The following is a 24,149-nucleotide window of genomic DNA, read 5'->3' as shown; positions in this document are numbered from 1 at the left end:
AGATACATACTACAACTGTAACTGCAAGTGATGTCCTGATTCGTAGAATGGACGAAGCACCACTTCTTAAATTTTACATCAAATCATATTTGGTGTTGGAAAGCCTAGAAATCAAATTATATAACTTTCTAAATATTATTTGTTCCTTTTTTTATAATTTTACAGTCCTTATTTCAACATCCATTTTTAAAGCCTTTTAGTTGTTTAAGTGCATAAATCATCAAAATCCATAGCAGTACTTCCATTTGTTAACATGAGTAACGATGTTAATAATGAATATTTTAGTGATGGTATTACTGAAGAAATTATTAATGCATTAACAAATATTAAAGAATTAAAGGTCATTGCAAGAACATCTTCGTTCGCGTTTAAAGGAAAACAGGTTGATATTAGAAAAGTAGGGACGCAGTTAAACGTTGCCACAATTCTAGAAGGAAGCGTAAGAAAAGCAATGAATAGGGTGCGTATTACAGCCCAATTAATTGATACCAGCGATGGCACCCACTATTGGTCTAAAAATTTTGATAGAGAATTAGACGATATTTTCAAACTTCAAGACGAAATAAGCCTTCTAATTGCTAATGAAGTACGTAATAACTTTGGGCATTTTGATATTCAAGAACATTTAGTAACAGAACAAACTAACAATATTGAAGCCTACGAATTGTTTTTAAAAGGACGTTATTATCAATTGCAATGGACTCCTGATGCGCTCCGAGATGCCATAAATTATTATAATAAAGCCATTGAAAAAGATAAAAACTATGCCAAAGCCTATTATGCCAATTTACAATGCTTTGGTTTGTTGGCAGCTTGGGGCTATATGCCATATCAAGAAGGAATAGAACAAGCAGAGAGAAATTTTCTTTTGGCTAAAGAGTTAGATACTCAATTACCAGAATACCCACTTTCTTTTGTGGGTAAAACCTTTTGGGGAGAATGGGATTTTAAATCCGCTTACAGTTATATTCAACAAGTATTAGCTATAAACCCTAATCATATAGATGGTTTGGAAGCCATGGCAGAATTATTTATAGCTCATGGTTTATTTAATCAGGCAGAAAACTATGCACGAAAACTGCTGGATGTGGATCCTTTATCAGCCAATAACCATTATACAATAGCTCATATTTATTATTATCAAAAAGATTTTAAAACGGCTTTAACACATGTTAATAGAGCCTTGAGAATACGACCAGATCTGGAACTTGCAAAGCATGTGCAGGTTTTGTGTCTTTTATGGTTGAATAAAAAAGTAGAATTTGAAAAAGCAACCAAAAACAATCCGTTACGCCATTTACAAGATGTTTTGTTTCAGGTTATTAACGAAAACAAACAAACCTTACCAAATACCTTAATAGAATCTTGGAAAGACGTAGATAAGGAGAAGTCTCAATTAGCTCCATATGAATTATTTATTCTTGCAAATACAGATTATAAAGCAGAGGCATTTAACTTGCTAAAAAAGTACATCGAACAACGCCGAGGACAAATTATTAATTATAGACAAGATCCTCTACTAGAACCATTAAAGCAATTTGAAGATTTTGAAAACTTGCATAATTCCAACTTCTCAATTGATGATATATCTGAGCTTAACGTAGAGAAGGCTAACAATAAACTAATTATTGATCCCACAGAACAGAAGGCACTTAAAGTGAAGTTAGTAGAATATATTGAAGAAGAAGTCCCTTATTTAGATTCTCAATTAAATTTAAAGTTTGTAGCAGATGCTTTAGAAATTCATCCCAATAAATTATCTTATTTAATAAACGAAGTTATGGGAGTAAACTTTAATGAGTTTATAAACCAATACCGACTTAAACACTTTAAATCTATTGCGTTAAAACCTGAGTTTAAACATATCACTATTTTAGGTTTAGCTTATGATAGTGGTTTTAATTCCAAAAGTGTTTTTAACACCTACTTCAAAAAAAGTGAAGGTACTACCCCTAGCAAATGGGTTCAGCTACATTCTAATTAAAACTCTTTAAACAAATTTCATTTGTGTTTTCAATTAATTCCGAACGTACGGAATTATAATCTCGAACGATTAGTATCTCTAATTACCTAAAATTTGCATTGTCAAATAAAATTATATCAATTAAAAGAATCAAAAAATGAAAACACGAATATTATTAGTAGTAGTTGTTATAACTTTTTCATTATTAAAAAGTTATTCTCAAACACGTTTTGTCAAAGTTAATGACACAATAAGACAATTCACATCTTATCAATCAACAAAAATTAAAGAAAATGAAAAAGCTCCATTATTATTAAATTTTCACGGCTCAGGTATGACGGCTTTAGAACATATGATGTATACTAAAACGAATCAAATAGCGGAAGAAAAAGGGTTTATAGTAGTCTATCCACAAGGCATTAACAACGAGTGGAACGTGGGATTTGGTCAAGATTATGACAATGGAACTAAAGACATAGAATTTATTAATGTTTTAATAGAGAAATTAATAAAAAATTATCCAATTGATAGCACTAAAATATATGCCACAGGATTATCTAGAGGAGGCTTTTTTGTTCAAAGATTAGCAACAGAATTGCCAAATAAAATAAAAGGGTTTGTATCAGTGGGAGCTCCAATGCCAAATGAGGTTAAAGAGCGAATAATTACAAACAAACCTGTAAAAGCCATGTATGTACATGGTACTGCTGACGAAATCGTAAAACTGGATGGAAAAGAAGGCGCTTACCTTTCTGTTGAAGAGAGCATAAGCTACTGGAAAACAAGAAACAATATAAAAGAAATCTCTAAAACAAAAACAGTAGACAATATAGATGATGGAACATCTGTAACCATAATCAACTATGGATCTGTTGCCCAATTACACATTGAAAATGGAGGACATACATGGCCTAGTGCAGACCCTTTTAATGTGGGATTTCCGTTAGGAAAAACAACTCAAGATATAGACTTCAATACTCTATTATACCAATTTTTATTTCATTCAATCAATTAAAAAAACAGTTATGACAACCATAAGTAAGTATGTAGTAATATTATTAATATCCTTAGTAACCCTTTTAATTTCATGCTCAAGTAATGATGATATCAATTCATCAGCCACAAACTACACAAGCGTTGAAAATGTATTAACCAATATTGACTTTCAGGGCTATGCCATTGTAACCAAAAATGGAAATGATTTAGTGCGCCAAGGTTTTGGATTGGCAAATGAAGCTACAACAATGCCTCAAGAGTACGAACTTGCTTATCGCATTGGTTCAGTAACTAAAACTTTAACAGCTGCAGCTATTGTAAAATTAAAGCGTGATGGTTTAATAGCCAGCTTTAATCAAACATTAGATGAATTTGATGCTGAATTTCCAAACGGAAATCAAATAACCATTGCACACTTGTTATCACATCAATCAGGTATTCCAGAGTATCAATTTGTAGTTGAAAATGCCTATGAAGAAGGAGAAGTTTTAGATGAAGATGATATTTATGATGTGATCATAGACTTGATTACTGAAGACGGACTCAATTTTACGCCAGGATCAAACAAACAATATTGTAACTCCAACTATCTTATTGCTGCTTTATTGGTTCAAGAATTATCTCAAATGCCTTACCACGAGTATGTTCAGCAGAACATTTTTGAACCACTAGCAATGACTAATTCTTATAAAGGCACAAATATAATAGATGAAAATACACATGCCCAAGGCTATTTAAACGGACATCCAAATAGTACATATCCTATGTCCATTCCTTTTGGTGCAGGCGACTTTAGCAGTAGCCCAAAAGATATGGAAACGTGGACCAATGCTGTAAAAACGAATTGGTTTACGGAAGCTGAACAAGCTGAAATATTTGCTCAAAATGTACCAAGTGGATACGTTGATTTTGGTTTGGGCTGGTTCACTACACAAGAGAGTAACACGACCATGTATTGGCATGGTGGCGACATTAACGGCTATTGGAGTATGATTGGTTTTATACCAGAATATGATGCAACAATTGTACTGTTAAGCAACAAGCAAGACGATACAGGGGCACAACGCAACACCTTTATTCAACAGGTTTTAGCAAATGAGTTTAATTAAAAATAGTCTAAAAACTTTTTAATAATGAAACGTCACAACATATTATTAGCAGGAGCTACAGGTTATTTAGGTGGTTATTTGTTGCAAGCATTAATCAAAGAGAAACACTACGTTCGCACTGTTGTGCGTAATCCTAGAAAGCTACAAAAATCCCATAAGAGCCATTTAGATATAAAACAAGCCGAAGTCACAAAACCTGAAACCCTTCAAGGACTTTGTAAAGATATAGATACAGTTATTTCAACAGTTGGTATTACTAGACAAAAAGATGGACTCACTTATATGGATGTAGATTATCAAGCCAATATAAATCTACTTAACGAAGCCAAGCGTTCAGGAGTAAAACGGTTTATTTATGTGTCTGCCATAAATGGCGATAAATATAGACATCTTAAAATATTTGAAGCCAAAGAAAAATTTGTGGATGCTTTAAAATCCTCTGGATTAGAATATACTATAGTAAGACCCAACGGTTTTTTCTCAGACATGAAAGACTTTCTGCAAATGGCAAAATCGGGACGCGTTTATTTATTTGGGTCAGGGGAACAAAAATTCAATCCCATTCATGGTGAGGATTTGGCAACATTTATTGTTGCATTGCTTAACAAAGAATCGCGTGAGGAAACCATAGGTGGTCCAGACGTTTTAAGCTTAAACAATGTAAGTAAGCTAGCCTTAGATGCTTTGGACAAACCTATTAAAATAACCCATTTACCAGATTGGGTACGAATATTCACTCTTTGGAGTTTAAGAACATTCACAAGTGTAAAAACCTATGGATCCATAGAGTTTTTCTTAACCTTAATGGCTGAGGATAATATAGCTCCAACACATGGTACTCATAAGCTCAAGGATTTTTTTATACAAGAATCCAATAATGTATAAATCTTAAATTCTACGTCTTTGTATAAGTTCTAATTTATAATTCAGAACGATTCGTTTCAAGATATATCCCAACTTTGCAACATCAAATTAAAAAACAATTAAAATACAATCAAAAAACGAACAATTATGAAAACAATCAAAAAACAAATGAAGTTAAAAATGGCAGCTAGTGTTGCTTTTTTATTAATGTCAGCAATGTCATTTGCACAGACCGATTCTACTAACGAAACCACCTATCAGCGTGATGGTTTTATCTTTGAGATTGGTCTTGGTGGTGGCGTTATTAGCCTTGAAGATAGCGAAGGCATTCAAACCTTTGATAAATCACAAGGTGCTTTTAGTTTTCCTGAATTAAAATTTGGTTTTATGCTGAATGATAAGTTGGCTATAACAGCTTCCATGCCAGGAAACATTTATGAATTTCAAGACAACGACAGGCATTTTGGTAGTTTTATTCCATCTGTACAGTATTGGGTTAAAGACCGTTGGTGGATTCATGGAGGTATTGGTTTAGCCATAGATGGTCCTGCTTTATACGATATTAATGACGATAACGACGATTGGAACTTTGGTTGCGCAGTTATGGCTAGTACAGGTTACGAAATCTATAAAAAGAAGAATTTCGCACTCAACCTACAATCAAAAATCGTTCTAGGGAGAGCGTTTCTGGAAGGTGATGCTCATAGAGATGCTGTCTTATTTAATGTAGGGTTAGGATTTAACTGGTTGTAATAACAGGTACACATGCCATCTTTTTTTATCAATAAAGAGTCCAAAAAAGCAATTATAGATTTATACTATAAAAAACTTCAGAGTTTAAATCTAAACTTCGAATTCTTAACTGTTGAAACAAGTTTTGGAGATACAAATATTATTGCAACAGGAAATATAAATAATCCGCCTTTAATTTTGGTGCACAGTAAAAATAGCTGTGCACCAATTGCAATAGAAAAATTAAAAGAACTTGAGGAAAAGTTTAGAATTTACGCTATTGATGTCTTAGGACAGCCCAATTTGAGTGCTGAAGTCAGACTTAACCCAAAAACAGATGATTATGGAAAATGGATGTATGAGATTTTATCGCGACTTCAAATATATAAGGCCTATTTTGTGGGAATATCACTAGGTGGTTTTATTGGTCTAAAATCATTAATCTACAATCAAAATAGAATATTTCAAGCTTTTTTAATTCATCCAGCTGGCATTGTAAACGGTAATCGGTTTGAAGTTTTTGTTAAAGCATATCTGCCATCTACATCGTTTAAAATTCGAAAAAAAACAATCTGTCTTAAGCAATTCATGAAAAACACATACACCAATGAAGATGCTTTTACTTTAAAGTTTTTATCAAAACTTTTTTTAACTTATAGAACAAAATCGATATCAATACCCTTAATGACAATACAAGAAACTCAAATAATAACCATACCATTAAACATTATTACAGCAAAAAATGATTATTTATTTCCAGGTGAAAAGCTTTTGAATCGTGCCCAAAAACTTTTTCCATCATTAAAAAAAACTATTTTGTTGGAAAACTCTAAACATGTTCCCAGTAAAGACGATTACGACAGAATAAAAGAACTGATTTTAGAAACACTAATAACATCCAAAAAATAACCATATGAAAAAGATAATTCCTTTTAGTTTGGCACTTTTTGTTTCATTTTTATGCTTTGGTCAACAATCTATGAATGATGAATTTAAGCAACTATTTAAAGCTGAACTGGAAAAAGAGACGGTTAATAATGCATTTTTACACGTATATTCAAAGTCGAAAGCCATTGATGTTCTACTAGCTGAAGGCGTATTTAGCACAGGAGATTCAGTAACTATTGATACTCCTTTTTATGTGGCAAGCATCGGGAAAACATTTACAGCAACAGCTATAGGCTTGTTGAAAGATAACAAACAATTGGCGTTTGAAGATGCCATAAGTAACTACTTGTCTGAAGACATTTTAAAGGAGCTACATGTTTTAGAAGGAGTAGATTATTCCAATGAGATTACCATAGCTCAGTTGTTACAGCATACCTCAGGATTGTCAGACTATTTTGAAGATAAAACTGTTAATGGCACTCCAAATATGATGGAACAACTCTTTAATGATCCAACAAAGATTTGGACACCCTTGGAACTGATTCAATTTTATAAAAAGAATATGAAGCCCTTATTTGCTCCAGGCACTAGTTATCATTATACTGATACTGAATATGTGTTATTAGGATTGATTATTGAGCGTGTAAGCGGTTTAAAACTTCATGAATTTTTTAAACAGTATATTTTTCAACCACTAAACATGAATCATACGTACATGAACTTAAGATCAAATCCCATTCAGGAAACGGCAAAAATGGCTGAGATATATGCAGGTGCATACAACATCTCTAGCTTTAATAGCTTAACTGCTGATTGGGCTGGAGGAGGTTTGGTTTCTACCACACAAGATTTAATAAGGTTTCAAGATGCTTTATTTCATGGCGAGTTGGTTAATAATGACACGTTACAAACCATGCAACAATGGACTCCAGAAACTCAAGGTATGTACTATGGTTTTGGACTTAGGAAAATAGTATTTAACGAACTTCATCCAAGTTTGACTAAACTTGAAGTTATTGGTCATTCAGGTAGTACAGGCTCTTATTTATTTTACTGTCCAAGTTTGGATACATATGTGTCGGGAACATTAAATCAAACTGATGAAGTAAGACAGACCATCCTTTTGTTATGCAACATTATGTCACTTATTTCTGAAAAACAATAAAAATAATTTGAATGAAAACAATTTTAAAATTCAAGGTGGCATTACTTTTTACTTTATTAGTTGCCTCATTTGGTTATACTCAAAACGGAAACAAAATAGATTGGACTACGGATTTGGAAGTTTATAAATCACAGTTAGAAAGCAAACACATCGATTTATACCATTCCATAAATAAGCAAACATTTGATAAGGAATTATCACGCATAAAAGTGCTGTCAGATTCGGCAAGTGATTTCGAGGTTGTTTTAGAGTTGATGGAACTCACTAGACGCATTGGAGATGGTCATACGGCAGTATCATTACGTCATTTAGATACACATACTTTTCCATTTGAAGTCAAGTTTATAGAAAATGAATGGCGAGTCGTAAAAATAAGTCATGAGCATAAAAATTTATTAAAGGCGTCGTTGGTAGCTATTGATGGTGTTCCTATTGATGAGGTAGCAGCAAAAGTTTCAGAAGTGGCACAATTTGTTGAAAATAAACATTCGGAAGTTGTTAGAACAGGAAGTTATTTAACCATAAGCGAATTATTGCACACCTTACAAATAACTAAAAATACGAACTCAGCTGAATTTACATTTGTAGACTTAGATAATAATAAAATCAAAGTGACGCTTGAAGCATTAGATAAAGTTGCAGCAGAAAAGACAGCAAATTTTGTTGCTTTATCCATTAGTGTTCCCGAAATAACAAAACCAAACAGCCCTATGTTCGATTATTTATGGTATGCGCCTATAAAAAACACAAAGGCTGTTTATATTCAATTTAATAGTTATCCAACTTTTGAAAACATGCAGATTTTTGGAGAAGAATTGGTAGGCTATATTACTGAAAATGAAATTAAACAGTTGGTAATAGATATGCGTAACAATAGAGGAGGCGATTTGTATGTAGGCGTGGTTCTAGCCTATGCGCTTAATTTGGCTGATACTATAGACTGGAAGCAAAGTGTATATGTAATGACTGATGCAGTTACATTTTCGGCAGCCACAAGTAATTCTGCACTTTTTAAACAATTATTGAATGCTAAAATTGTTGGGCAGCCAACTGGATCCAATCCAACAGGCTATCAAGATATGGATCAGTTTGAGTTACCCAATTCCAAATTGGTCATTACCTATTCTAAAAGAAGGTTTGAATTATCTGAAACAGTAACACAAGGTATTCAACCAGATGAGTTTTTGAATTATAATTGGAATGATTTCTCACAAGGAAACGATAACATGCTTCAATGGGTCATTAAAGATATGAAACATTAAATCAGACACAGATGAAAACTCCGGATGCAAGAACAGCTTTTCGCTTAAAGATTATAACAAACTTTATTTTTTACATTTGTTACTAGCAAAGAAAGAGTTTGATCGATAAAAAATCCATAGCAGTACTTCCATTTGTCAATATGAGCAGCGATATTAACAACGAATATTTCTGCGATGGATTAACAGAAGAAATCATTAACGCTTTAGCGGAAATCAAACAACTTTCTGTTATTTCCCGTACCTCTTCATTTTATTTTAAAAACAAAAAAGTTACAACTAAAGAAATAAGAGAGAATTTAAAGATTGCTACCTTTATTGAAGGCAGATTATATGTCTTTTTTTAGAGTTTTTATTAAAATGCTAACTTAAGCCGTGTATAATTCATTGCTAGTGCAAGCTTGCTTACTAAAATCCTCGTGGATTTTCATCTGGTCCATTTTCTTTTTCTATATAATGTTATTTATTACAAATTAAAGAAACACGTTGTAAAACATTAGTACACTAATTTAATCTCGAAATTAAAACTTGATAGAGACGAATAATAAAAAATTAGAGCAATTTAATAACATTCCCTTTATAAGTTTGACCTATCGGAATTTTATGTTCATTTATTAGAATTTGATTACCTTCAATAAATTTTATTTTATCAATGGCAACAATGAATGATTTGTGAACACGTAGAAAATTTGAAGCATCTAAAGTATTTTCGTAAAGTGATATTTTTTGATGACTAACAATCATTTCACTCTTTAAGAAAAGCTTGGTATAGTTTCCATATGCTTCAATAAAAAGTATATCATTTAAATTAATTTGATGGTGCTTTTTGTCGCCTTTTACAAATAAACGAGTAGGTTTTGAAATATTAGAAACTTCTTTAACCAGCGTTTTTGTGGTTTTAACTTCTGAAACTTTATTTATAGCTTTAACCAATCGATCAAAACTGAATGGTTTTAAAATATAGTCAACGACATTTAGATCAAAACCTTCTAAAGCATGTTCTTTATAAGCTGTTGTTATTATAGTTTTAGGAGGATTCGTTAATGTTCTTAAAAAATCTAAACCTTTTAATTTAGGCATATTGATATCTAAAAAAATAAAATCTACAATGTTGTCATTCAAATATTGCATTGCTTCCATTGCATTATAACAATTGCTTTCTAATTGCACATGTGGTAGCATACTACAAAACTCTTCAATAATTTCATGAGCAAGAGGCTCATCATCAATTATAATATATTTAAGCATGTTTAGAAATTTTTAAAATAGCTTTATAGACGGTATCAACTTCATCTATAACTAAATCGTGTTTTTGATTATACAATAAAGATAATCTTCTTTTAAGATTTTCTAATCCTATTCCATTTGTTTTATCTATTTCCTTTGTGTCAAAATTATTTTCTATTTTGAAATAAATAAAGTCTGCGTCATTATACAAATTAATATGAATAAAAGCATTTTCTGAAAGCGTTTCAACACCATGTTTAAAAGCATTTTCTAGAAGAATTATATACAACAATGGAGCTACTTTTAAATCAATATCTACATTGCTATAATTAAATGTTATATCAACAGATTTTTTATAACGTATTTTGTGCAATTCAATATAATTAATTAAATATTCAATTTCATCTAGGATTTTTACTGTTTCTTTTTCCCCTTCATAAATGGTATAACGCATCATATCAGATAGTTTTAAAATAACTTCTGGTGCTTGCTTTGAATTTTTAACTGTAAGGGCGTAAAGATTATTCAATGTATTAAAGAAAAAATGCGGATTTATTTGTGATCTCAATAAAGATATTTCTGTTTTAGTTTTTTCAGTTTTTAAATTTTGAATCCATTTCCACTGTTCAAAAAGCCAAACAAGAAAAAAGATTGGAATTGGTAAAAAGAACAAATAGAATGGAAAATCTTCTTTAATTTTTAGATACGCATCTAAATCTCCCGAAAAGAGTCTTAAATAAACGAAGTAAAGAAATAATGGCACATAAATAAGTGTAATTAACTTCCAATATTTTTTGATAAATTCTGGAATTAATACATAAGCTACTCCAAACCAAAATCCCATTAAAAGAATAAATGTAATTGGGTTATCTGGCAATTTCATAAAACTGTCTATTGCTAATGCAATAAAAAATAAACCAATTAACACAAGAACTTTTAATACTGTACTTTTTTTTCTTTTTAAGTAGTTGAATTTATGAAAAGGCAGTGCTATTAAAACTCCCCAAAAGATAGCATATAAAACAATCTCGTAGGTCCTTTCTTCAGGAAGAATAATCACACCAAAACAATCTAATAAGTAGAATATTGGAACTATAACAATTAACCCAATAATAAAAGCTTGGTATTTTTTTAAAAACTTTATCATATCTCAAAAGTAAGTATGATATGGTATTTTAACAAGAAAATGGACACACACTACTAAATTTAATACCAACACCTCTTTTTTTTAGTCAAACTCATTTAATATCAAAAGATATTATGTATAGCATGATAAAAATAGGCTTTATCATATTAATTAGTAATCACTTTTTAATCATTTTATGTTTGTTTCAAATTAGTAATTAAAGGCATACATCAATCAAAAATCTAACAGTTATGAATGTATTACAAATAAAAAATTTATGTAAAACGTATCCTAATGGAGTTAAAGCATTAAATGAAATCAATTTAGAGATTACCAACGGAATGTTTGGTTTATTAGGAGCAAATGGTGCAGGAAAATCTTCTTTAATGCGAACCATTGCATCTTTACAAGAACCTACTTCTGGAAGTATCACATTTAATAATTCAGATATTGTTAAAGATCCTGAATATATAAGACAAAACTTAGGTTACTTACCTCAAGAATTTGGGGTATATCCAAAAATTTCAGCCGAAAAATTACTGAATCATTTAGCTGTTTTAAAAGGATTATTAGACAAAAAAGAACGCAAAGAGCAAGTTACTGCATTATTACAACAAGTGAATCTATACCAACATAGAAAAAAATCTGTCTATACTTTTTCTGGGGGGATGCGCCAAAGATTTGGAATTGCGCAAGCGTTGTTAGCAAATCCACAAGTTATAATTGTTGATGAACCTACTGCTGGTTTAGATCCAGAAGAAAGTAATCGTTTTTTGAACCTACTTAGCGAAATAGGCGAAAATGTTATCGTTATCTTATCTACTCATATTGTTGAGGATGTAAGAAACCTATGTCCAAAAATGGCAATTCTTTCTAACGGAAAAATTATTTCAGAAGGAAATCCTACAGAATTAGTAGCAAGTATTGAAGGAAAAATTTGGTCTAAAATAATTCTTAAAAATGATATTGAAACTTACAAAAAACTATTCAATGTAATATCCACAAAATTAGTTGCAGGTAAGACACAAATTAGAGTATTGGCAGATTCGAAACCAGAAGAAGGTTTTAGTTTAATCACACCAAATTTAGAAGATTACTATTTCACTACACTTGTTAATGACCAAACAAATAAGCTATAAGTTATGTTTAAGCAATTATTAAATTTTGAGGTTTTTTATCAACTAAAACAACGTGCTTTTCCATTATTTGCACTATTGTTTTTAGCATCAGGAGTATTTGTTGGACAACAAGGTTTCGCACAAAAAGGCGTTAATTTCAATGCTGTTTATCAAGTTTATTTTCATACAAGTTTATTTACTATAGGTAGTGTCTTTATAGTTATGTTTTTTGCCATTAGTGCTATAATAAGAGACAAACAATACAATATGGAAGGGCTTATTTATAGTTCATCTTTAAAAAAAGCAAATTACTTTTGGAGTCGATTTTTAGGGACATTTGTTTTTAGCGCATTAGCATTTTCTCCATTTATAATTGGATATGTTTTTGGTAATTATTTTTCAGATTTAGATCCAGAACGTATTGCAAGCTTTCAATTAATAACCTATTTACAACCTTGGTTATATATAGTTTTACCAAATATTTTTATTTGTTCTTCAATTGTATTCTCTGTAAGTACCCTTTCAAAGAATAGTACAGCAACCTATGTAAGCGCTGTCTTTGTTTATATGCTTTACTTTATAAGTTCTATTTTTTTAAATTCGCCATTAATGGCACAGGCTACTCCAGCTTCACCAGAAAGCATGGCTATTGCTGCAATTGCAGACCCATTTGGCATTGCTGCATTTTTAGAGCAAACACAGTATTGGACAGCTTTTCAGAAAAATACACAGCTAATTTCTTTTTCGGGTTTATTTTTAGCGAACAGACTTATTTGGATACTGTTTTCTATTGGAATTCTGTTCACGACATATAAATTATTCTCATTTAGAAAAATCTCTAAAAAAGTAAAGAAACAGCCAAAAGAGAAAAAGGAAAACATTCAATTAGTAACATATCTGCCAAAAATGGCTCAACATAATTTTAAGGCACAAAGAATGGCTTTCATTTCTCTTTTAAAATTAGAATTGAAAAGTGTTTTTAAAAGTCTTCCTTTTATAGCTGTTTTGCTAATGTGGTTGGGTATTGTCTTTTCAGAATTATATGCAACTGTAATTAGTGGTGAAGCTTATGGTGTAAGTGTATACCCTTTTACAAATCAACTGATTGATTTAATTGTAGACCCACTAACAATTTTTAGTTTAATTCTAATCATTTATTATAGTGCAGAAATTGTTTGGAAGGAACGTAGCATTAACTTTAATAACATTGTGGATGCAACACCAGTAAAGAATTGGGTGTTTTTTACATCTAAATTTTTCGCACTAATAACTTTGCCATTACTATTAATTACTTCTGGTATTTTGATATGCGTCATTTTTCAAATTAGTTTAAATTATACAAATTTCGAATTTAATTTATATGCATTCATATACTATCATTATGGTGTACAATTAGTTGTATTTTCTATGATTGCTTTATTTGTAAACAGCCTAGTAAAAAACAAGTATTTTGGTATGGGGATTTTTGGTTTAATTGTGTTGTTAAGCTTAAAATCTGGAACACTCGGATTAGAACATCCATTAACAAGTCTTGGGTTTATGCCTAGAACTAAATACAATAATATGGATGGATTTAATGGTGCTTCAAACCTATTTAATCATCTTTCTGTATACTGGTTAGCCTTTGGTTTATTATTAACTTTCATTTCGTTTAAAATTTGGAATAGAGGAGTCGTAACCAATATAGCTTCTAAATTAAAACAACTAAAAAATGATTGGACAACTATTCAAAAAACAACTTGTATACTCTCTTTGTTGCTATTTATTGGAGCTGGCGGTTTGGTTTTTTATAATACAAATATGTTATCTGATTACAAGACAAAAAATGATCAATTAGACTATAGTGAAAACTATGAACGAAAATTTAAGAAATATGAAAGTTTAGAACGACCAATTCGCATAATAGTAAAAAATGAAGTAGCTATTTATCCAAAAGAGAGAAGATATACTGTAAAAGCAAACCAAACATTAAAAAACAGCAGCGAACAAGAACTTTCAGAAATTTTTATAACAGAACGAATTCCATTAGAAAATGTCAAGATAGAAAACGCTCACTTAGTTAATCATGATAAAATATATGGAACGTATTTGTTTCTGTTTGATAAACCATTGCAACCCAATGATTCTGTAAAGCTCAAGTATGAAATTAAAAAAGAGTTGAAAGGTTATGACGAAGACAATTCTATTGTAGAAAATGGCACTTATATTAATAAATTCAACAACTTTGAACCAATTCTAGGATACAGTTCTGGGTTAGAAATCACAAACAAGATAGAGCGTCAAAAAAGAAATTTACCAAAACGTTTAGAAGAAGATAATTCTGATGCTCATATGGTATTAGAAGACTTTAATTTTGAAAAAATAAAATTCGAAACCATTATTTCAACTGATAATGACCAAACAGCAATAAGCTCTGGACGTTTAATTAGGGAATGGTCAGAAGATAACAGAAACTATTTTCATTATAAATCAACCAATAAAATTATGCCTGCAGTTGGTTATTTTTCTGCAAAATATAAAATACAGAAAACCAACTATAAAGGAGTTACTATAGAACTATATTATGATGAATCTCATGAGTTTAATATTAATAATATTGAAAATAGCATAAAACAAACATTAGATTATTGTCAAGAAAACTTTGGACCATACTATTTTGATCATGTAAGAATAGCTGAAGTTCCTTCACATTGGCCATTTGGGGGCTTTGCACATCCTGGAGTTATAAGTATGGTTGAGGACAGACTATATTTAATTGATGTAAGTAATAAAGAAACTTTTGATTTGGTTGCAAAACGAACCATCCATGAAGTAGCACATCAATGGTGGGGGCATACTCTATCTGCCAAACCAGTTGCTGGAGGCTCTATTTTCGTCGAAGGATTTGCTAAATACACAGAGGCTGTTGTTATGGAAAAAATGTATGGAAAAGGCGCTTTATATACCTTGAGTGAAGATGTTAGAGCTAGATATTTTACTGGAAGAGCTTTTGATGGAGATATAGAACCCCCTGTTTATAAGGTGGATAATCAAAGTTATATTTCCTACGGAAAGGCACTTACAGTAATGTTAGCCCTAAGAGATTTAATTGGCGAAAAGAAAGTAAATAAAGTAATAAGAACAATCACAGATAGGAATCGTAATACTAATAAGTTAAGCGTTACTACAATTGAATTATTAGATGAAATATATAAAGTAACACCAACAGAGTATCTTATTTTAATTGATGATTGGTTTAAAAAAGTAATTACTTATGATATAGGCATTAAAAATTACTCTTATAAAGTTTTAGCGAATGGAAATTATCAAGTTTCTATACAAGTAAAAGCAAATCGTTATATAACAATGGATAGTGGAGAAACAAATAAGATCTCTATAAATGAACCAATTAAAATAGGGGTTTTCACAAAACACCCTTCGAAGGTAAAAGACGATAATTCTATTTTATATTATAATTCTTCAAACATTGATAAAGAATTTACAGAAATTAAGATTATTGTAAACAAAAAACCTAGCTATGTTTCAATAGATCCTTATGGAACAAGATCAGACAATAATTTGGTTGATAATACAAGGAAGTTACAAAAGTAAAAAATGACAGCTATTATTTATCCCGAAATAACGTTATATAACAACGTGCAAACGCAATAACTACTTAATTCCCTCTCGGAAATTAAAAAACCCTTATTTATAAGGGTTTTCAGTTAAAAAGGCAACAATAAGGCAACAAATATTTGATTATAAGAGCTAATCAAAGGAAAGAAATAATAGATAGAATTAGGAACTTATTTAATGATAAAAATAAAACCGTTCTTGTTGAACGGTTTTATTATTTAAACATCAACCGTTAATTAGCTGTTCCAGAGCCTAAATAAACGCTGTTTGACACAACACTACCATCAGCAGTAGTAAATGCCATAAAAAGCTCAACAGTATCTCCTGCGTATGTACTTGGAATTGTAATGATTTGTGATCCTACAGTTCTATCAGCACCATCAAGAATATACATTGATTCTTTTTTACTTGGATTGTAAACTAACACCATTGCTTTATCGGTTGCATTTGCATTACCTTCAGCAGAGTTATCATCCCAAGTAAACTCAACTTGTCCAGCAGTTGCTAAATCTGTTGCAGGGTTTAATGCTCCTGATAAGTTACCTCTACTTAATAAAGCTAAAGCATAATCTACAGTAAAGTTTGGTGCAGCTCCTGTAATAGCATTATTCAATACATAAGACATTGCAGCATTAAACTCTGTTTTTTGCACCGCATAAGACTTATATCCCTTTTGGATAAAGCCTAAATTCGGTTGAAGATACTCCAAAGTAACCGTAAACTTGTTTCTTTGGTTAACTTGCCCCTCTGTACGTGGATTTGCCACGCTTGAGGGTTTGATTCTCAAATAGTCAATACCTTTCCAAGAAGCACCGACTACGTTTCCTACTTTTCCTGATACACCGCCCAGGATTCCTTGTGAAATTACACCCATAACATATAAAATTTAAAATTATTACTTATTCGAAGTTGGTACGGACTTGGTATGGTCTTTTACCAACACAGGTAATATATGGCAAATACTATGCTAATAGATTGATTAGGTTTTTGTTGCCCTTTGTTGCCCGATTTTGCTTTTTAGAAAATAAACTTTGAATATATGACACCTTTAAATGTTCCATTTTTAAAATGACTTTTTGCAATTCTGCTTCTTTTTTGCTAATTGCTGACACTATGTTAATATGCTTTTGTAATTCTTCAAATTCAATTAGCATAGAATTGTAACCATCTTTAAGCGTGTTTCTGCAATCATTTACAGAAATGAATGGAATAACACTACCTTTTAGATGATACGCATAGAAACCACCTATTTGTAGCATCATTGATAAATGATAAAGGGTGTTTTTTTCTTCTTCTGTTGGTACAGTTACCACAAAGCAATTAGGACAGGGATTTATTAAAGGCTTTCCGCTGTTTTGCCCTTTGTTCAGGATAAAAAAATGAGGTTGCGAGTAGATTCTTCCTATTTGGTGTGTTTTTAGTTCAAAAGTTGACATAGCTATCCAATTTAAAATTGCTTCGCTACGCTTCGCACCATTAATTTTTTAAAAGAAAAACAATAAAAAAAGAAAGCCGTATGTTCTTGTGGCGTGGATAAGGCTGTCAAGGTTTTTGGAAAAAATACTACCCTCTTTTTTAAATAATATTGGGGTGGAGATTTTTTTCAAAACCCGTAGGGCGTGACCTTTATAGCCTTGCGCGTTGGCTGTGGTAGCCACATATATTTGCTACCTTTTTTTATTTATTTTTTGTTGTTCTAAAACATCTAATATGTCTTGTTTTTTGTAAAAAATTCTGTTGCCCATACGAATTGGATTTAAAATGCCGAGTTTATTCCAGGAATGTATTGTTACCAAACTTATCTTTAAATAATCAGATACTTCTTGTCTTGTTAGTAATTCATCATTTTTTGATTTTGATAGTTCTTTAAGGTAATCTTCAATTTTAAACAATAATTTATCTGCTACCTTTTCCGCTAATTCATCAACTGTGACTTCTGTAATTTGGATTGTTTTTGTAATCATATTGAAATGTATTTAATTTATTGAACAACACTTTTTGGGGCATAAACACTTAAAAAAATAGGTTATAACCAATTTGAGCGTTGGATGAAGCGTTTGTATGGGTAGCGTTTTAAATAGTTGTTTGATAAAACAGCATTTAAACAAGCTACTTATACAGGACTTTTAGACAATAGCTTTTTGTTTTTTTGAGGCACGATAAAAAGCAATATGCTATGGCGTATTACTGCGTATTATGAACCTATTTTTTTAAAACCGCTGACTTGGGTGGTGGGGAAAAGTGGACTATGATATTTGTTAACGAAATGAAACAAACAAAGACTTGAGGTAAGGAATACTTGGACTTAACGATTGTTTTGTGCAGTTTGAATGAGATAACGAATATTATTATCAATTAACGTAACCCTTAAATTATACAGATGTATAATGTTAGTTCAAAATGTGGTTAAATATACGGAATTGAGCGTTGGAATAGCGGATATTTTACATAATACCAGTTATAGCTACAAAATGCATTTACACTGCGATAGCAAACCTTTGAAAAGTGCCGTTTGCTACTATAACTTGTATTATGTAAACATAGCTTGGGGTAGTTTTTGGTGTGAGCGTTGGCAACAGCTCTTTGCTTTTTTGTTGTACCATTTAAAAACAATAGTAGATTAAATAAAATAAGCAATGTGCTGTGTGTGGGTTGGCAACCAAAAACTACAAACGCATTGGATAGCGGAACAAAATAAAAGACAGAGGATTTTGAGGTACGAAAAAACTGGGTTTTGGGTTGTGGGGAATAAAAAAGAGCCTTCCGAAAAAGACTCTTTCATTATTGCTTAATGGTCGTGATTTGAATGGTCATCACTTTCTTCTTCACCAGATTGATTCATCATCATTTCGTGGTCGTATTTACAACAACCTGGTAAACCATCATATGCTTCTTCATCACCTGCTACTTTTTCGGTATCATATCCTGAAGCTGCGATTGCTTTATGGATTGCCATTGCATCGGTTTTTGTATCATCAAAAGACACATCAATCTTCTTTTTATCGACATCCCAATTAGCACTTGCTACACCTTCAACACCGTTAGCTGCTTTTTCGATTGTGCTTTTACACATTCCGCAATTTCCTCTTACACCAAAAGACAGGTCTGTGATTGCCATATCTTTTGACATTTCAGTAGTTGTGGTTTCTGTTTCTTTTTTGGTTTCGTTTTTACAACTTGTTAAACCTAATGCTGCTATTACAGCTACACTTAAAATTACTTTTTTACTCACGTCGATTACATTTTTGTTTTTGTGTTCGTGATTTTTCTTTGAAAAATTCATTGTTTAAAATTTAATTGTTATTACTTGATTTATTATTCTATTACTTGTTTTACTTCACCACAGGTTAGCATTGCTTCGCCAAAATATGGATTGATTACTTTTTCTTCTTTGCTTAACCAATAAGCACCATTATTGTTATCTGCCATTGGACAAAATTCTACATAGACCTTTTCATTGATACCAAATAGTTGTACAGCATTGATTAGATGTGATGATAAATGTTTAAAATGGTCTCTTTGTGATTTTATATCGGACGTTTCAGAAATTGAAGTTGCAGAAGATTTTATTTCGCCTTCTAATGACATCCAATGGTTATGCGCCTTATTATCTGACAACAATTTCATATCTACTTTGTTCAATTTATTTAATAAAGTTGTTGCGTTTGCTGAAGTACTTATTGAATCTTCTTTTACTAAAGCATCTTTTAAATTGATATACGCATTGTAAACACTATTTAACTGTTGTTGAAATTTCTCTGATACTTCCAAACGCTCATTCATATTAGTGTGGTCACTTTCTTTGTTAGATGCATTGTTATCCATACCTAAATGACCTTCGTGTCCAGTCATTACTTTACCACCATCTTTATTCATCATAGACTTTTTGCCTTGTAATTGTGCTGCTGCATCAACCGTAAATGTTCCGTTAGTCACTATTTCATTTCCAACAAATAAACCTTCTACAACTTCATATTCATTACCAATTTGATTGCCTAATTTAATTTCACGCATTTCAAAAATAGGTTGGTCTGGATTTGTTTTAAGGTACACCACAGAACGTTCACCTGTCCATAATACAGAAGATGCAGGAATTGATAATACTTCATCATTTTTAGCTGTACTGCCTTCAATATTTGCGGTTACAAACATTCCTGGTTTAAATACATCGTCCTTATTGCTTAAAACAACACGTAAGGTTACAGTTCTTGTTTTCGTGTTTAAAACTGGGTCAATGAAATCAACTTTACCTTTAAACTCTTTATTAGGATAAGCATTGGTTGTTATCATCACTTCCTGTCCTTTTTTAAAGCGGTCAATCTGATTTTCATACACATCAAAGTTTCCCCAAACTGTGTTGAGATTGGCAATTTTTAATAAGGGTTGTCCTTGTTTGATGTAATCGCCTTGCTCTACCAATTTTTCTGTAACAGTACCCGAAACGGTTGCATAAACAGGAAAGTTTTCTTTTACTTTTCCTGTTTCTTCAATCTGGTTGATTTGATTTTCAGAGAGTTTCCATAATTTCAATTTATTACGGACTGCTTTGTATAAAGCAGGTTGCGATGCTTTTAAAGATGCTGCTGTAATTAATTCTTGTTGTGCTGCATAGAGTTCTGGCGAATAAATGGTTGCCAATAATTGACCTTTACGAACTTCTTCGCCTGTAAAACTCACATTCAAACGTTCAATTCTTCCAGCGAAATAACTTACCTGTACTGCATTGGCTTCTTCGTTTTCAGCAATTTTACCAGATAACTTTATGGTGTTGCCTTCAACATTTCCCTTGCCTACAACAGTTGTTTGAATATTGGCTAATGCCATCGCATTTTCTGTTAGTTTAAATTGGTCTGCCATTAAGCCATCACTTCCGCTTTCCGCAGGAATTAAATCCATACCACAAATGGGGCAGTCGCCTGGCTCTGGTTGCATAATCTGTGGATGCATAGAACACGTCCACATTTGATTGGTTGCTGCAACCGCATCGTGATTATGGTCTATTTCTTCATTTGTCGAGCCACCAAAAAGCAACCAACCCAATAACACACCTACTACGAGTATGCCAATATATATGACTATTTTATTATTTTTCATTCTCTAATCGTTTTATCATTGCTTTCATTTCTTCTATTTCTTTACGTTGTGCTTTTATAATGTCTTCTGCTAATTTTTTAACTTCTGGGTCTTGAATATCTGCTCTCTCACTTGTTAAAATAGCGATAGAATGATGTGGTATCATTGCTTTCATCCAAAGGACATCACCAATAATGGGTGCTTGTGTTCTTACCAACCCTAATGCACCAACAAACAGAATGAAACTACTTGCGAGTATTGCGATATTCTTCTTTTTATCATTATACATTTTTCGCATAAAAAACCACATTATTACTGCCATTGTTGAAATTCCTAAACACGTCATATAGAATCGTGTTAGACTAAACCATACGTGGTCTATGGAATAGGTGTTTAAATACATTGTGATGTACATGGCTACAAATGAGCAAGCCAACATGATAAAGAAGGTTTTGTAATTTCCTTTGTTTGAGTGTTCTTTTGAATTTTCCATATTTTTTGATTTTATAGTTATACTTTAATTGTTCTTAATCGTAGTGCGTTACCTATTACCGAAACCGAGCTAAAACTCATTGCTAAAGCTGCTATCATTGGCGAGAGTAGTATTCCGAAGAATGGAAACAACACACCTGCTGCAATAGGTACACCTAAAGTGTTGTAGATAAGTGCAAAAAATAGGTTTTGCTTAATGTTCTTCATTACAGCATTACTCAAATTTTTTGCTTTTACAATACCGTGTAAATCGCCTTTTACTAAAGTTATCATAGCACTTTCTATCGCTACATCTGTTCCTGTTCCCATTGCAATACCTACATCACTTTTTGCCAATGCTGGTGCATCATTAATACCATCACCTGCCATAGCAACCACTTTCCCTTTTTCTTGCAGTTTCTCTACTTCTTTGAGTTTATCTTCTGGTAGCATACTGGCTTTAAAATCTGCGAGATTAAGTTCTGATGCTACTGCTTTTGCAGTATCGTGATTATCGCCTGTAAGCATTATAACATCAATGCCTTTATCTTGAAGTGCTTTAATCGCTTTGGCACTTGTTTCTTTTATCTTATCGCCTATAACTACATATCCAACGACGGTTTCATCTATTGACAAATAAGAAACTGTTTTACCCTGTTCTTGGTAAGATTTAGCTTCGTCTTTCATTTTAGAAGTAATATCCGCTTTAGCATATTCCATCATTTTAGGATTACCTAATGCTACATTTTTTCCATCAATTTTAGCTTCAACACCTTTTCCTGTAACAGCACTAAAATCTTCGGACTTTAAAATTTCTGCGTTGTGTTCTTTGCCATATTTAACTGTCGCTTCTGCCAAAGGATGTTCGCTATTTGTATTTAATGACACGATGTATTGTAACACTTCTTTTTCGCTTAAAGCATCATTAAAAGCTCCAACGGTTTCAACTGTTGGTTTTCCTTCGGTAATTGTTCCTGTCTTGTCAACGATAAGCGTATTTACCTTATCCATTTTTTCAAGAGCTTCAGCATTTTTAATCAATACACCATTTTGAGCACCTTTACCCACACCAACCATTACAGACATTGGTGTTGCTAAACCTAAAGCACAAGGACAAGCAATGATTAGTACTGCAATTGCATTGACAAACGCATACACATAAACTGGTTCTGGTCCCCAAATAGACCATACAATAAATGTGATAATAGAAATAAGAACTACAACTGGCACAAAATAGCCTGAAACTTTATCTGCTAAATTTTGAATAGGTGCACGACTTCTACTGGCATCATTAACCATATGAATGATTTGTGATAATAAAGTGTCACTTCCTACCTTTTCTGCTTTCATTAAAAAGGATTGATTCCCATTAATGGTTCCGCTACTTACTTTATCTTCTTGAGATTTGTTTACAGGAATAGGTTCGCCTGTAATCATAGATTCATCAATAGTTGTTTCGCCTTCAGTTATCACACCATCCACAGGAATTTTATCTCCTGGTTTCACTTTTAAAATATCATTAAGTTCTATCTCGTCAATACTGACTTCAACTTCCTCGCCATCTACTATTTTTATGGCTTTATTAGGTGCTAATTTCAACAGTTCTTTTACTGCCGAATTGGTTTTACTGTGTGCACGAGCTTCTAACAATTGACCTAAAAGTACTAACGTTAGAATAACTGTTGCTGCTTCAAAATAGACGTGAACTGCGCCTGATTCAGTTTTAAATTGTTCAGGAAATACATCTGGAAACAACATCCCAAATACACTAAATAACCAAGCCACACCTGCACCGATTCCAATGAGTGTAAACATATTGAGATTCCACGTTTTTATGCTTCTATAAGCACGCTCAAAGAACATCCACGTAGCGTAAAAGACAACTGGAGTGGATAATGCAAATTGAATCCAATTCCAATTTTTCTGTTCCATTATATCATACAATGGATTGTTATTAAGCATTTCGCTCATTGCAATTAAGAAAATGGGTAATGTGAATACAGATGCTATCCAAAATTTATTTAATAGCTTCTTATACGTTTTTTCTTCTGCTGAACTATCTGCTTCCATTGGCACTAAATCCATCCCACAAATAGGACACGAACCTGCTTCATCTTTGACAATTTCTGGATGCATAGGACACGTCCATTGTTCCTTTGAAGTTGCTGATAGATTTTGTTCTTCCACCAAATCCATTCCGCAAACAGGACAATCGCCTGGTTCATCATAAGTTTTATCGCCTTCGCAATGCATCGGACAATAAAATGTGCCTGTACCTTTTCCTTTGGGTTGCTCTTTCTTTTTATCTTTTGAATGTTGATGCTGTTCACCTTGTTTATGAATACTGTATCTGTCACCATCCTTTTTTAAGGCTTCTTGAAACTTTTCTATAGGAATATGCGATTCCATTTCGATGGTAGCTTCTGCCTTATCTAAATCGACTGTTGCTTTTAAAACACCTTCTATTTTAGAGAGCGTTTCTTCAACGTGACTGCGACAACCGTTGCAAGTCATTCCGTGTATATGATATGTGTGTTTCATAA

General features: G+C 32.1%; 20 protein-coding genes. 11 read left to right on the top strand and 9 right to left on the bottom strand.

All coding sequences use genetic code 11. The features are described 5' to 3' along the window. The first annotated feature begins 208 nt into the window (after positions 1-208). The 9 genes from ACI5KZ_RS00260 (at position 209) to ACI5KZ_RS00220 (ending at position 9,323) form a co-directional block, all read left to right on the top strand. Positions 209-1,984 carry a helix-turn-helix domain-containing protein gene (locus tag ACI5KZ_RS00260; RefSeq protein ID WP_406846548.1) on the top strand — a complete coding sequence of 592 codons (1,776 nt, stop codon included), beginning with the start codon at positions 209-211 and terminating at the stop codon, positions 1,982-1,984. 136 nt (positions 1,985-2,120) lie between these two features. Continuing rightward, on the top strand, positions 2,121-2,978 hold the full coding sequence (locus tag ACI5KZ_RS00255) for an alpha/beta hydrolase family esterase (RefSeq protein WP_406846547.1): 858 nt from the start codon (positions 2,121-2,123) through the stop codon (positions 2,976-2,978). Between the two features lie 10 nt (positions 2,979-2,988). Then, the gene (locus ACI5KZ_RS00250; protein WP_406846546.1) at positions 2,989-4,068 is read left to right on the top strand and encodes a serine hydrolase domain-containing protein; all 1,080 of its coding nucleotides are present in this window, start codon (positions 2,989-2,991) and stop codon (positions 4,066-4,068) included. A gap of 24 nt (positions 4,069-4,092) precedes the next feature. Next, a complete protein-coding gene (locus ACI5KZ_RS00245; protein WP_406846545.1) occupies positions 4,093-4,953 on the top strand; it encodes an SDR family oxidoreductase in 861 nt (286 codons plus the stop codon). Positions 4,954-5,079: 126 nt separating this feature from the next. Continuing rightward, positions 5,080-5,685, top strand: coding sequence for a hypothetical protein (locus ACI5KZ_RS00240; RefSeq protein ID WP_406846544.1), 606 nt, complete (start codon positions 5,080-5,082; stop codon positions 5,683-5,685). Between the two features lie 12 nt (positions 5,686-5,697). Next, a complete protein-coding gene (locus ACI5KZ_RS00235) occupies positions 5,698-6,573 on the top strand; it encodes an alpha/beta fold hydrolase (protein ID WP_406846543.1) in 876 nt (291 codons plus the stop codon). 4 nt (positions 6,574-6,577) lie between these two features. Continuing rightward, positions 6,578-7,717, top strand: a complete 1,140-nt coding sequence (locus ACI5KZ_RS00230; RefSeq protein WP_406846542.1) for a serine hydrolase domain-containing protein — start codon at positions 6,578-6,580, stop codon at positions 7,715-7,717. Between the two features lie 11 nt (positions 7,718-7,728). After that, complete coding sequence (locus ACI5KZ_RS00225) at positions 7,729-8,979, top strand: S41 family peptidase (protein ID WP_406846541.1); 1,251 nt, start codon at positions 7,729-7,731, stop codon at positions 8,977-8,979. Positions 8,980-9,119: 140 nt separating this feature from the next. Continuing rightward, positions 9,120-9,323: a hypothetical protein gene (locus ACI5KZ_RS00220; protein ID WP_406846540.1), complete on the top strand. Its 204-nt coding sequence runs from the start codon at positions 9,120-9,122 to the stop codon at positions 9,321-9,323. Positions 9,324-9,528: 205 nt separating this feature from the next. Here ACI5KZ_RS00220 and ACI5KZ_RS00215 read toward each other — a convergent pair whose 3' ends face one another. Next, positions 9,529-10,224, bottom strand: coding sequence for a LytR/AlgR family response regulator transcription factor (locus ACI5KZ_RS00215; RefSeq protein WP_406846539.1), 696 nt, complete (start codon positions 10,222-10,224; stop codon positions 9,529-9,531). Further along, positions 10,217-11,350: a sensor histidine kinase gene (locus ACI5KZ_RS00210; protein WP_406846538.1), complete on the bottom strand. Its 1,134-nt coding sequence runs from the start codon at positions 11,348-11,350 to the stop codon at positions 10,217-10,219. The genes ACI5KZ_RS00215 and ACI5KZ_RS00210 overlap by 8 nt, the downstream gene beginning before the upstream one ends. Before the next feature lie 230 nt (positions 11,351-11,580). Between ACI5KZ_RS00210 and ACI5KZ_RS00205 the strand changes: the two genes are divergently transcribed. Both ACI5KZ_RS00205 and ACI5KZ_RS00200 read left to right on the top strand, forming a co-directional pair. Beyond that, on the top strand, positions 11,581-12,468 hold the full coding sequence (locus tag ACI5KZ_RS00205) for an ABC transporter ATP-binding protein (RefSeq protein ID WP_406846537.1): 888 nt from the start codon (positions 11,581-11,583) through the stop codon (positions 12,466-12,468). Positions 12,469-12,471: 3 nt separating this feature from the next. Further along, positions 12,472-16,038, top strand: coding sequence for an ABC transporter permease/M1 family aminopeptidase (locus tag ACI5KZ_RS00200; protein WP_406846536.1), 3,567 nt, complete (start codon positions 12,472-12,474; stop codon positions 16,036-16,038). A gap of 256 nt (positions 16,039-16,294) precedes the next feature. Here the strand turns inward: ACI5KZ_RS00200 and ACI5KZ_RS00195 are convergent, their stop codons facing one another. The 7 genes from ACI5KZ_RS00195 to ACI5KZ_RS00165 all read right to left on the bottom strand — a co-directional run bounded on the left by ACI5KZ_RS00195 (position 16,295) and on the right by ACI5KZ_RS00165 (position 24,147). Further along, entirely contained in the window at positions 16,295-16,936 is a 642-nt protein-coding gene (locus ACI5KZ_RS00195) for a DUF6266 family protein (RefSeq protein WP_133355515.1), read from the bottom strand. 88 nt (positions 16,937-17,024) lie between these two features. Beyond that, positions 17,025-17,498: a DUF6943 family protein gene (locus tag ACI5KZ_RS00190; RefSeq protein ID WP_133355514.1), complete on the bottom strand. Its 474-nt coding sequence runs from the start codon at positions 17,496-17,498 to the stop codon at positions 17,025-17,027. A gap of 231 nt (positions 17,499-17,729) precedes the next feature. Continuing rightward, entirely contained in the window at positions 17,730-18,026 is a 297-nt protein-coding gene (locus ACI5KZ_RS00185; protein ID WP_406846535.1) for a helix-turn-helix domain-containing protein, read from the bottom strand. Between the two features lie 824 nt (positions 18,027-18,850). Further along, positions 18,851-19,345 (bottom strand): heavy-metal-associated domain-containing protein, encoded by a 495-nt coding sequence (locus tag ACI5KZ_RS00180; RefSeq protein WP_406846534.1) that lies wholly within the window; start codon positions 19,343-19,345, stop codon positions 18,851-18,853. Between the two features lie 32 nt (positions 19,346-19,377). Beyond that, entirely contained in the window at positions 19,378-21,156 is a 1,779-nt protein-coding gene (locus tag ACI5KZ_RS00175; protein WP_406846533.1) for an efflux RND transporter periplasmic adaptor subunit, read from the bottom strand. Beyond that, complete coding sequence (locus ACI5KZ_RS00170; RefSeq protein WP_036122983.1) at positions 21,146-21,628, bottom strand: DUF305 domain-containing protein; 483 nt, start codon at positions 21,626-21,628, stop codon at positions 21,146-21,148. Before ACI5KZ_RS00170 ends, ACI5KZ_RS00175 begins: the two co-directional genes overlap by 11 nt. A 17-nt stretch (positions 21,629-21,645) precedes the next feature. Continuing rightward, entirely contained in the window at positions 21,646-24,147 is a 2,502-nt protein-coding gene (locus ACI5KZ_RS00165; RefSeq protein WP_406846532.1) for a heavy metal translocating P-type ATPase, read from the bottom strand. Between the last annotated feature and the right edge of the window lie 2 nt (positions 24,148-24,149).

It is taken from the genome of Xanthomarina sp. GH4-25 (assembly GCF_045363175.1).
Taxonomy (GTDB): Bacteria; Bacteroidota; Bacteroidia; order Flavobacteriales; family Flavobacteriaceae; genus Xanthomarina.
Note: the sequence above shows the minus strand (reverse complement) of the source record. Positions and strands in the feature narration are given on the sequence as shown.

What these genes read in the sequence shown, in the direction of transcription:
- ACI5KZ_RS00190 (WP_133355514.1), bottom strand. Translation starts at nt 17,498, where the DNA reads ATGTCAACTTTTGAACTAAAAACACACCAAATAGGAAGAATCTACTCG.
- ACI5KZ_RS00255 (WP_406846547.1), top strand. Translation starts at nt 2,121, where the DNA reads ATGAAAACACGAATATTATTAGTAGTAGTTGTTATAACTTTTTCATTA.
- ACI5KZ_RS00170 (WP_036122983.1), bottom strand. Translation starts at nt 21,628, where the DNA reads ATGGAAAATTCAAAAGAACACTCAAACAAAGGAAATTACAAAACCTTC.
- ACI5KZ_RS00230 (WP_406846542.1), top strand. Translation starts at nt 6,578, where the DNA reads ATGAAAAAGATAATTCCTTTTAGTTTGGCACTTTTTGTTTCATTTTTA.
- ACI5KZ_RS00185 (WP_406846535.1), bottom strand. Translation starts at nt 18,026, where the DNA reads ATGATTACAAAAACAATCCAAATTACAGAAGTCACAGTTGATGAATTA.
- ACI5KZ_RS00205 (WP_406846537.1), top strand. Translation starts at nt 11,581, where the DNA reads ATGAATGTATTACAAATAAAAAATTTATGTAAAACGTATCCTAATGGA.
- ACI5KZ_RS00200 (WP_406846536.1), top strand. Translation starts at nt 12,472, where the DNA reads ATGTTTAAGCAATTATTAAATTTTGAGGTTTTTTATCAACTAAAACAA.
- ACI5KZ_RS00180 (WP_406846534.1), bottom strand. Translation starts at nt 19,345, where the DNA reads ATGAATTTTTCAAAGAAAAATCACGAACACAAAAACAAAAATGTAATC.
- ACI5KZ_RS00175 (WP_406846533.1), bottom strand. Translation starts at nt 21,156, where the DNA reads ATGAAAAATAATAAAATAGTCATATATATTGGCATACTCGTAGTAGGT.
- ACI5KZ_RS00235 (WP_406846543.1), top strand. Translation starts at nt 5,698, where the DNA reads ATGCCATCTTTTTTTATCAATAAAGAGTCCAAAAAAGCAATTATAGAT.
- ACI5KZ_RS00210 (WP_406846538.1), bottom strand. Translation starts at nt 11,350, where the DNA reads ATGATAAAGTTTTTAAAAAAATACCAAGCTTTTATTATTGGGTTAATT.
- ACI5KZ_RS00165 (WP_406846532.1), bottom strand. Translation starts at nt 24,147, where the DNA reads ATGAAACACACATATCATATACACGGAATGACTTGCAACGGTTGTCGC.
- ACI5KZ_RS00225 (WP_406846541.1), top strand. Translation starts at nt 7,729, where the DNA reads ATGAAAACAATTTTAAAATTCAAGGTGGCATTACTTTTTACTTTATTA.
- ACI5KZ_RS00250 (WP_406846546.1), top strand. Translation starts at nt 2,989, where the DNA reads ATGACAACCATAAGTAAGTATGTAGTAATATTATTAATATCCTTAGTA.
- ACI5KZ_RS00195 (WP_133355515.1), bottom strand. Translation starts at nt 16,936, where the DNA reads ATGGGTGTAATTTCACAAGGAATCCTGGGCGGTGTATCAGGAAAAGTA.
- ACI5KZ_RS00220 (WP_406846540.1), top strand. Translation starts at nt 9,120, where the DNA reads ATGAGCAGCGATATTAACAACGAATATTTCTGCGATGGATTAACAGAA.
- ACI5KZ_RS00245 (WP_406846545.1), top strand. Translation starts at nt 4,093, where the DNA reads ATGAAACGTCACAACATATTATTAGCAGGAGCTACAGGTTATTTAGGT.
- ACI5KZ_RS00215 (WP_406846539.1), bottom strand. Translation starts at nt 10,224, where the DNA reads ATGCTTAAATATATTATAATTGATGATGAGCCTCTTGCTCATGAAATT.
- ACI5KZ_RS00240 (WP_406846544.1), top strand. Translation starts at nt 5,080, where the DNA reads ATGAAAACAATCAAAAAACAAATGAAGTTAAAAATGGCAGCTAGTGTT.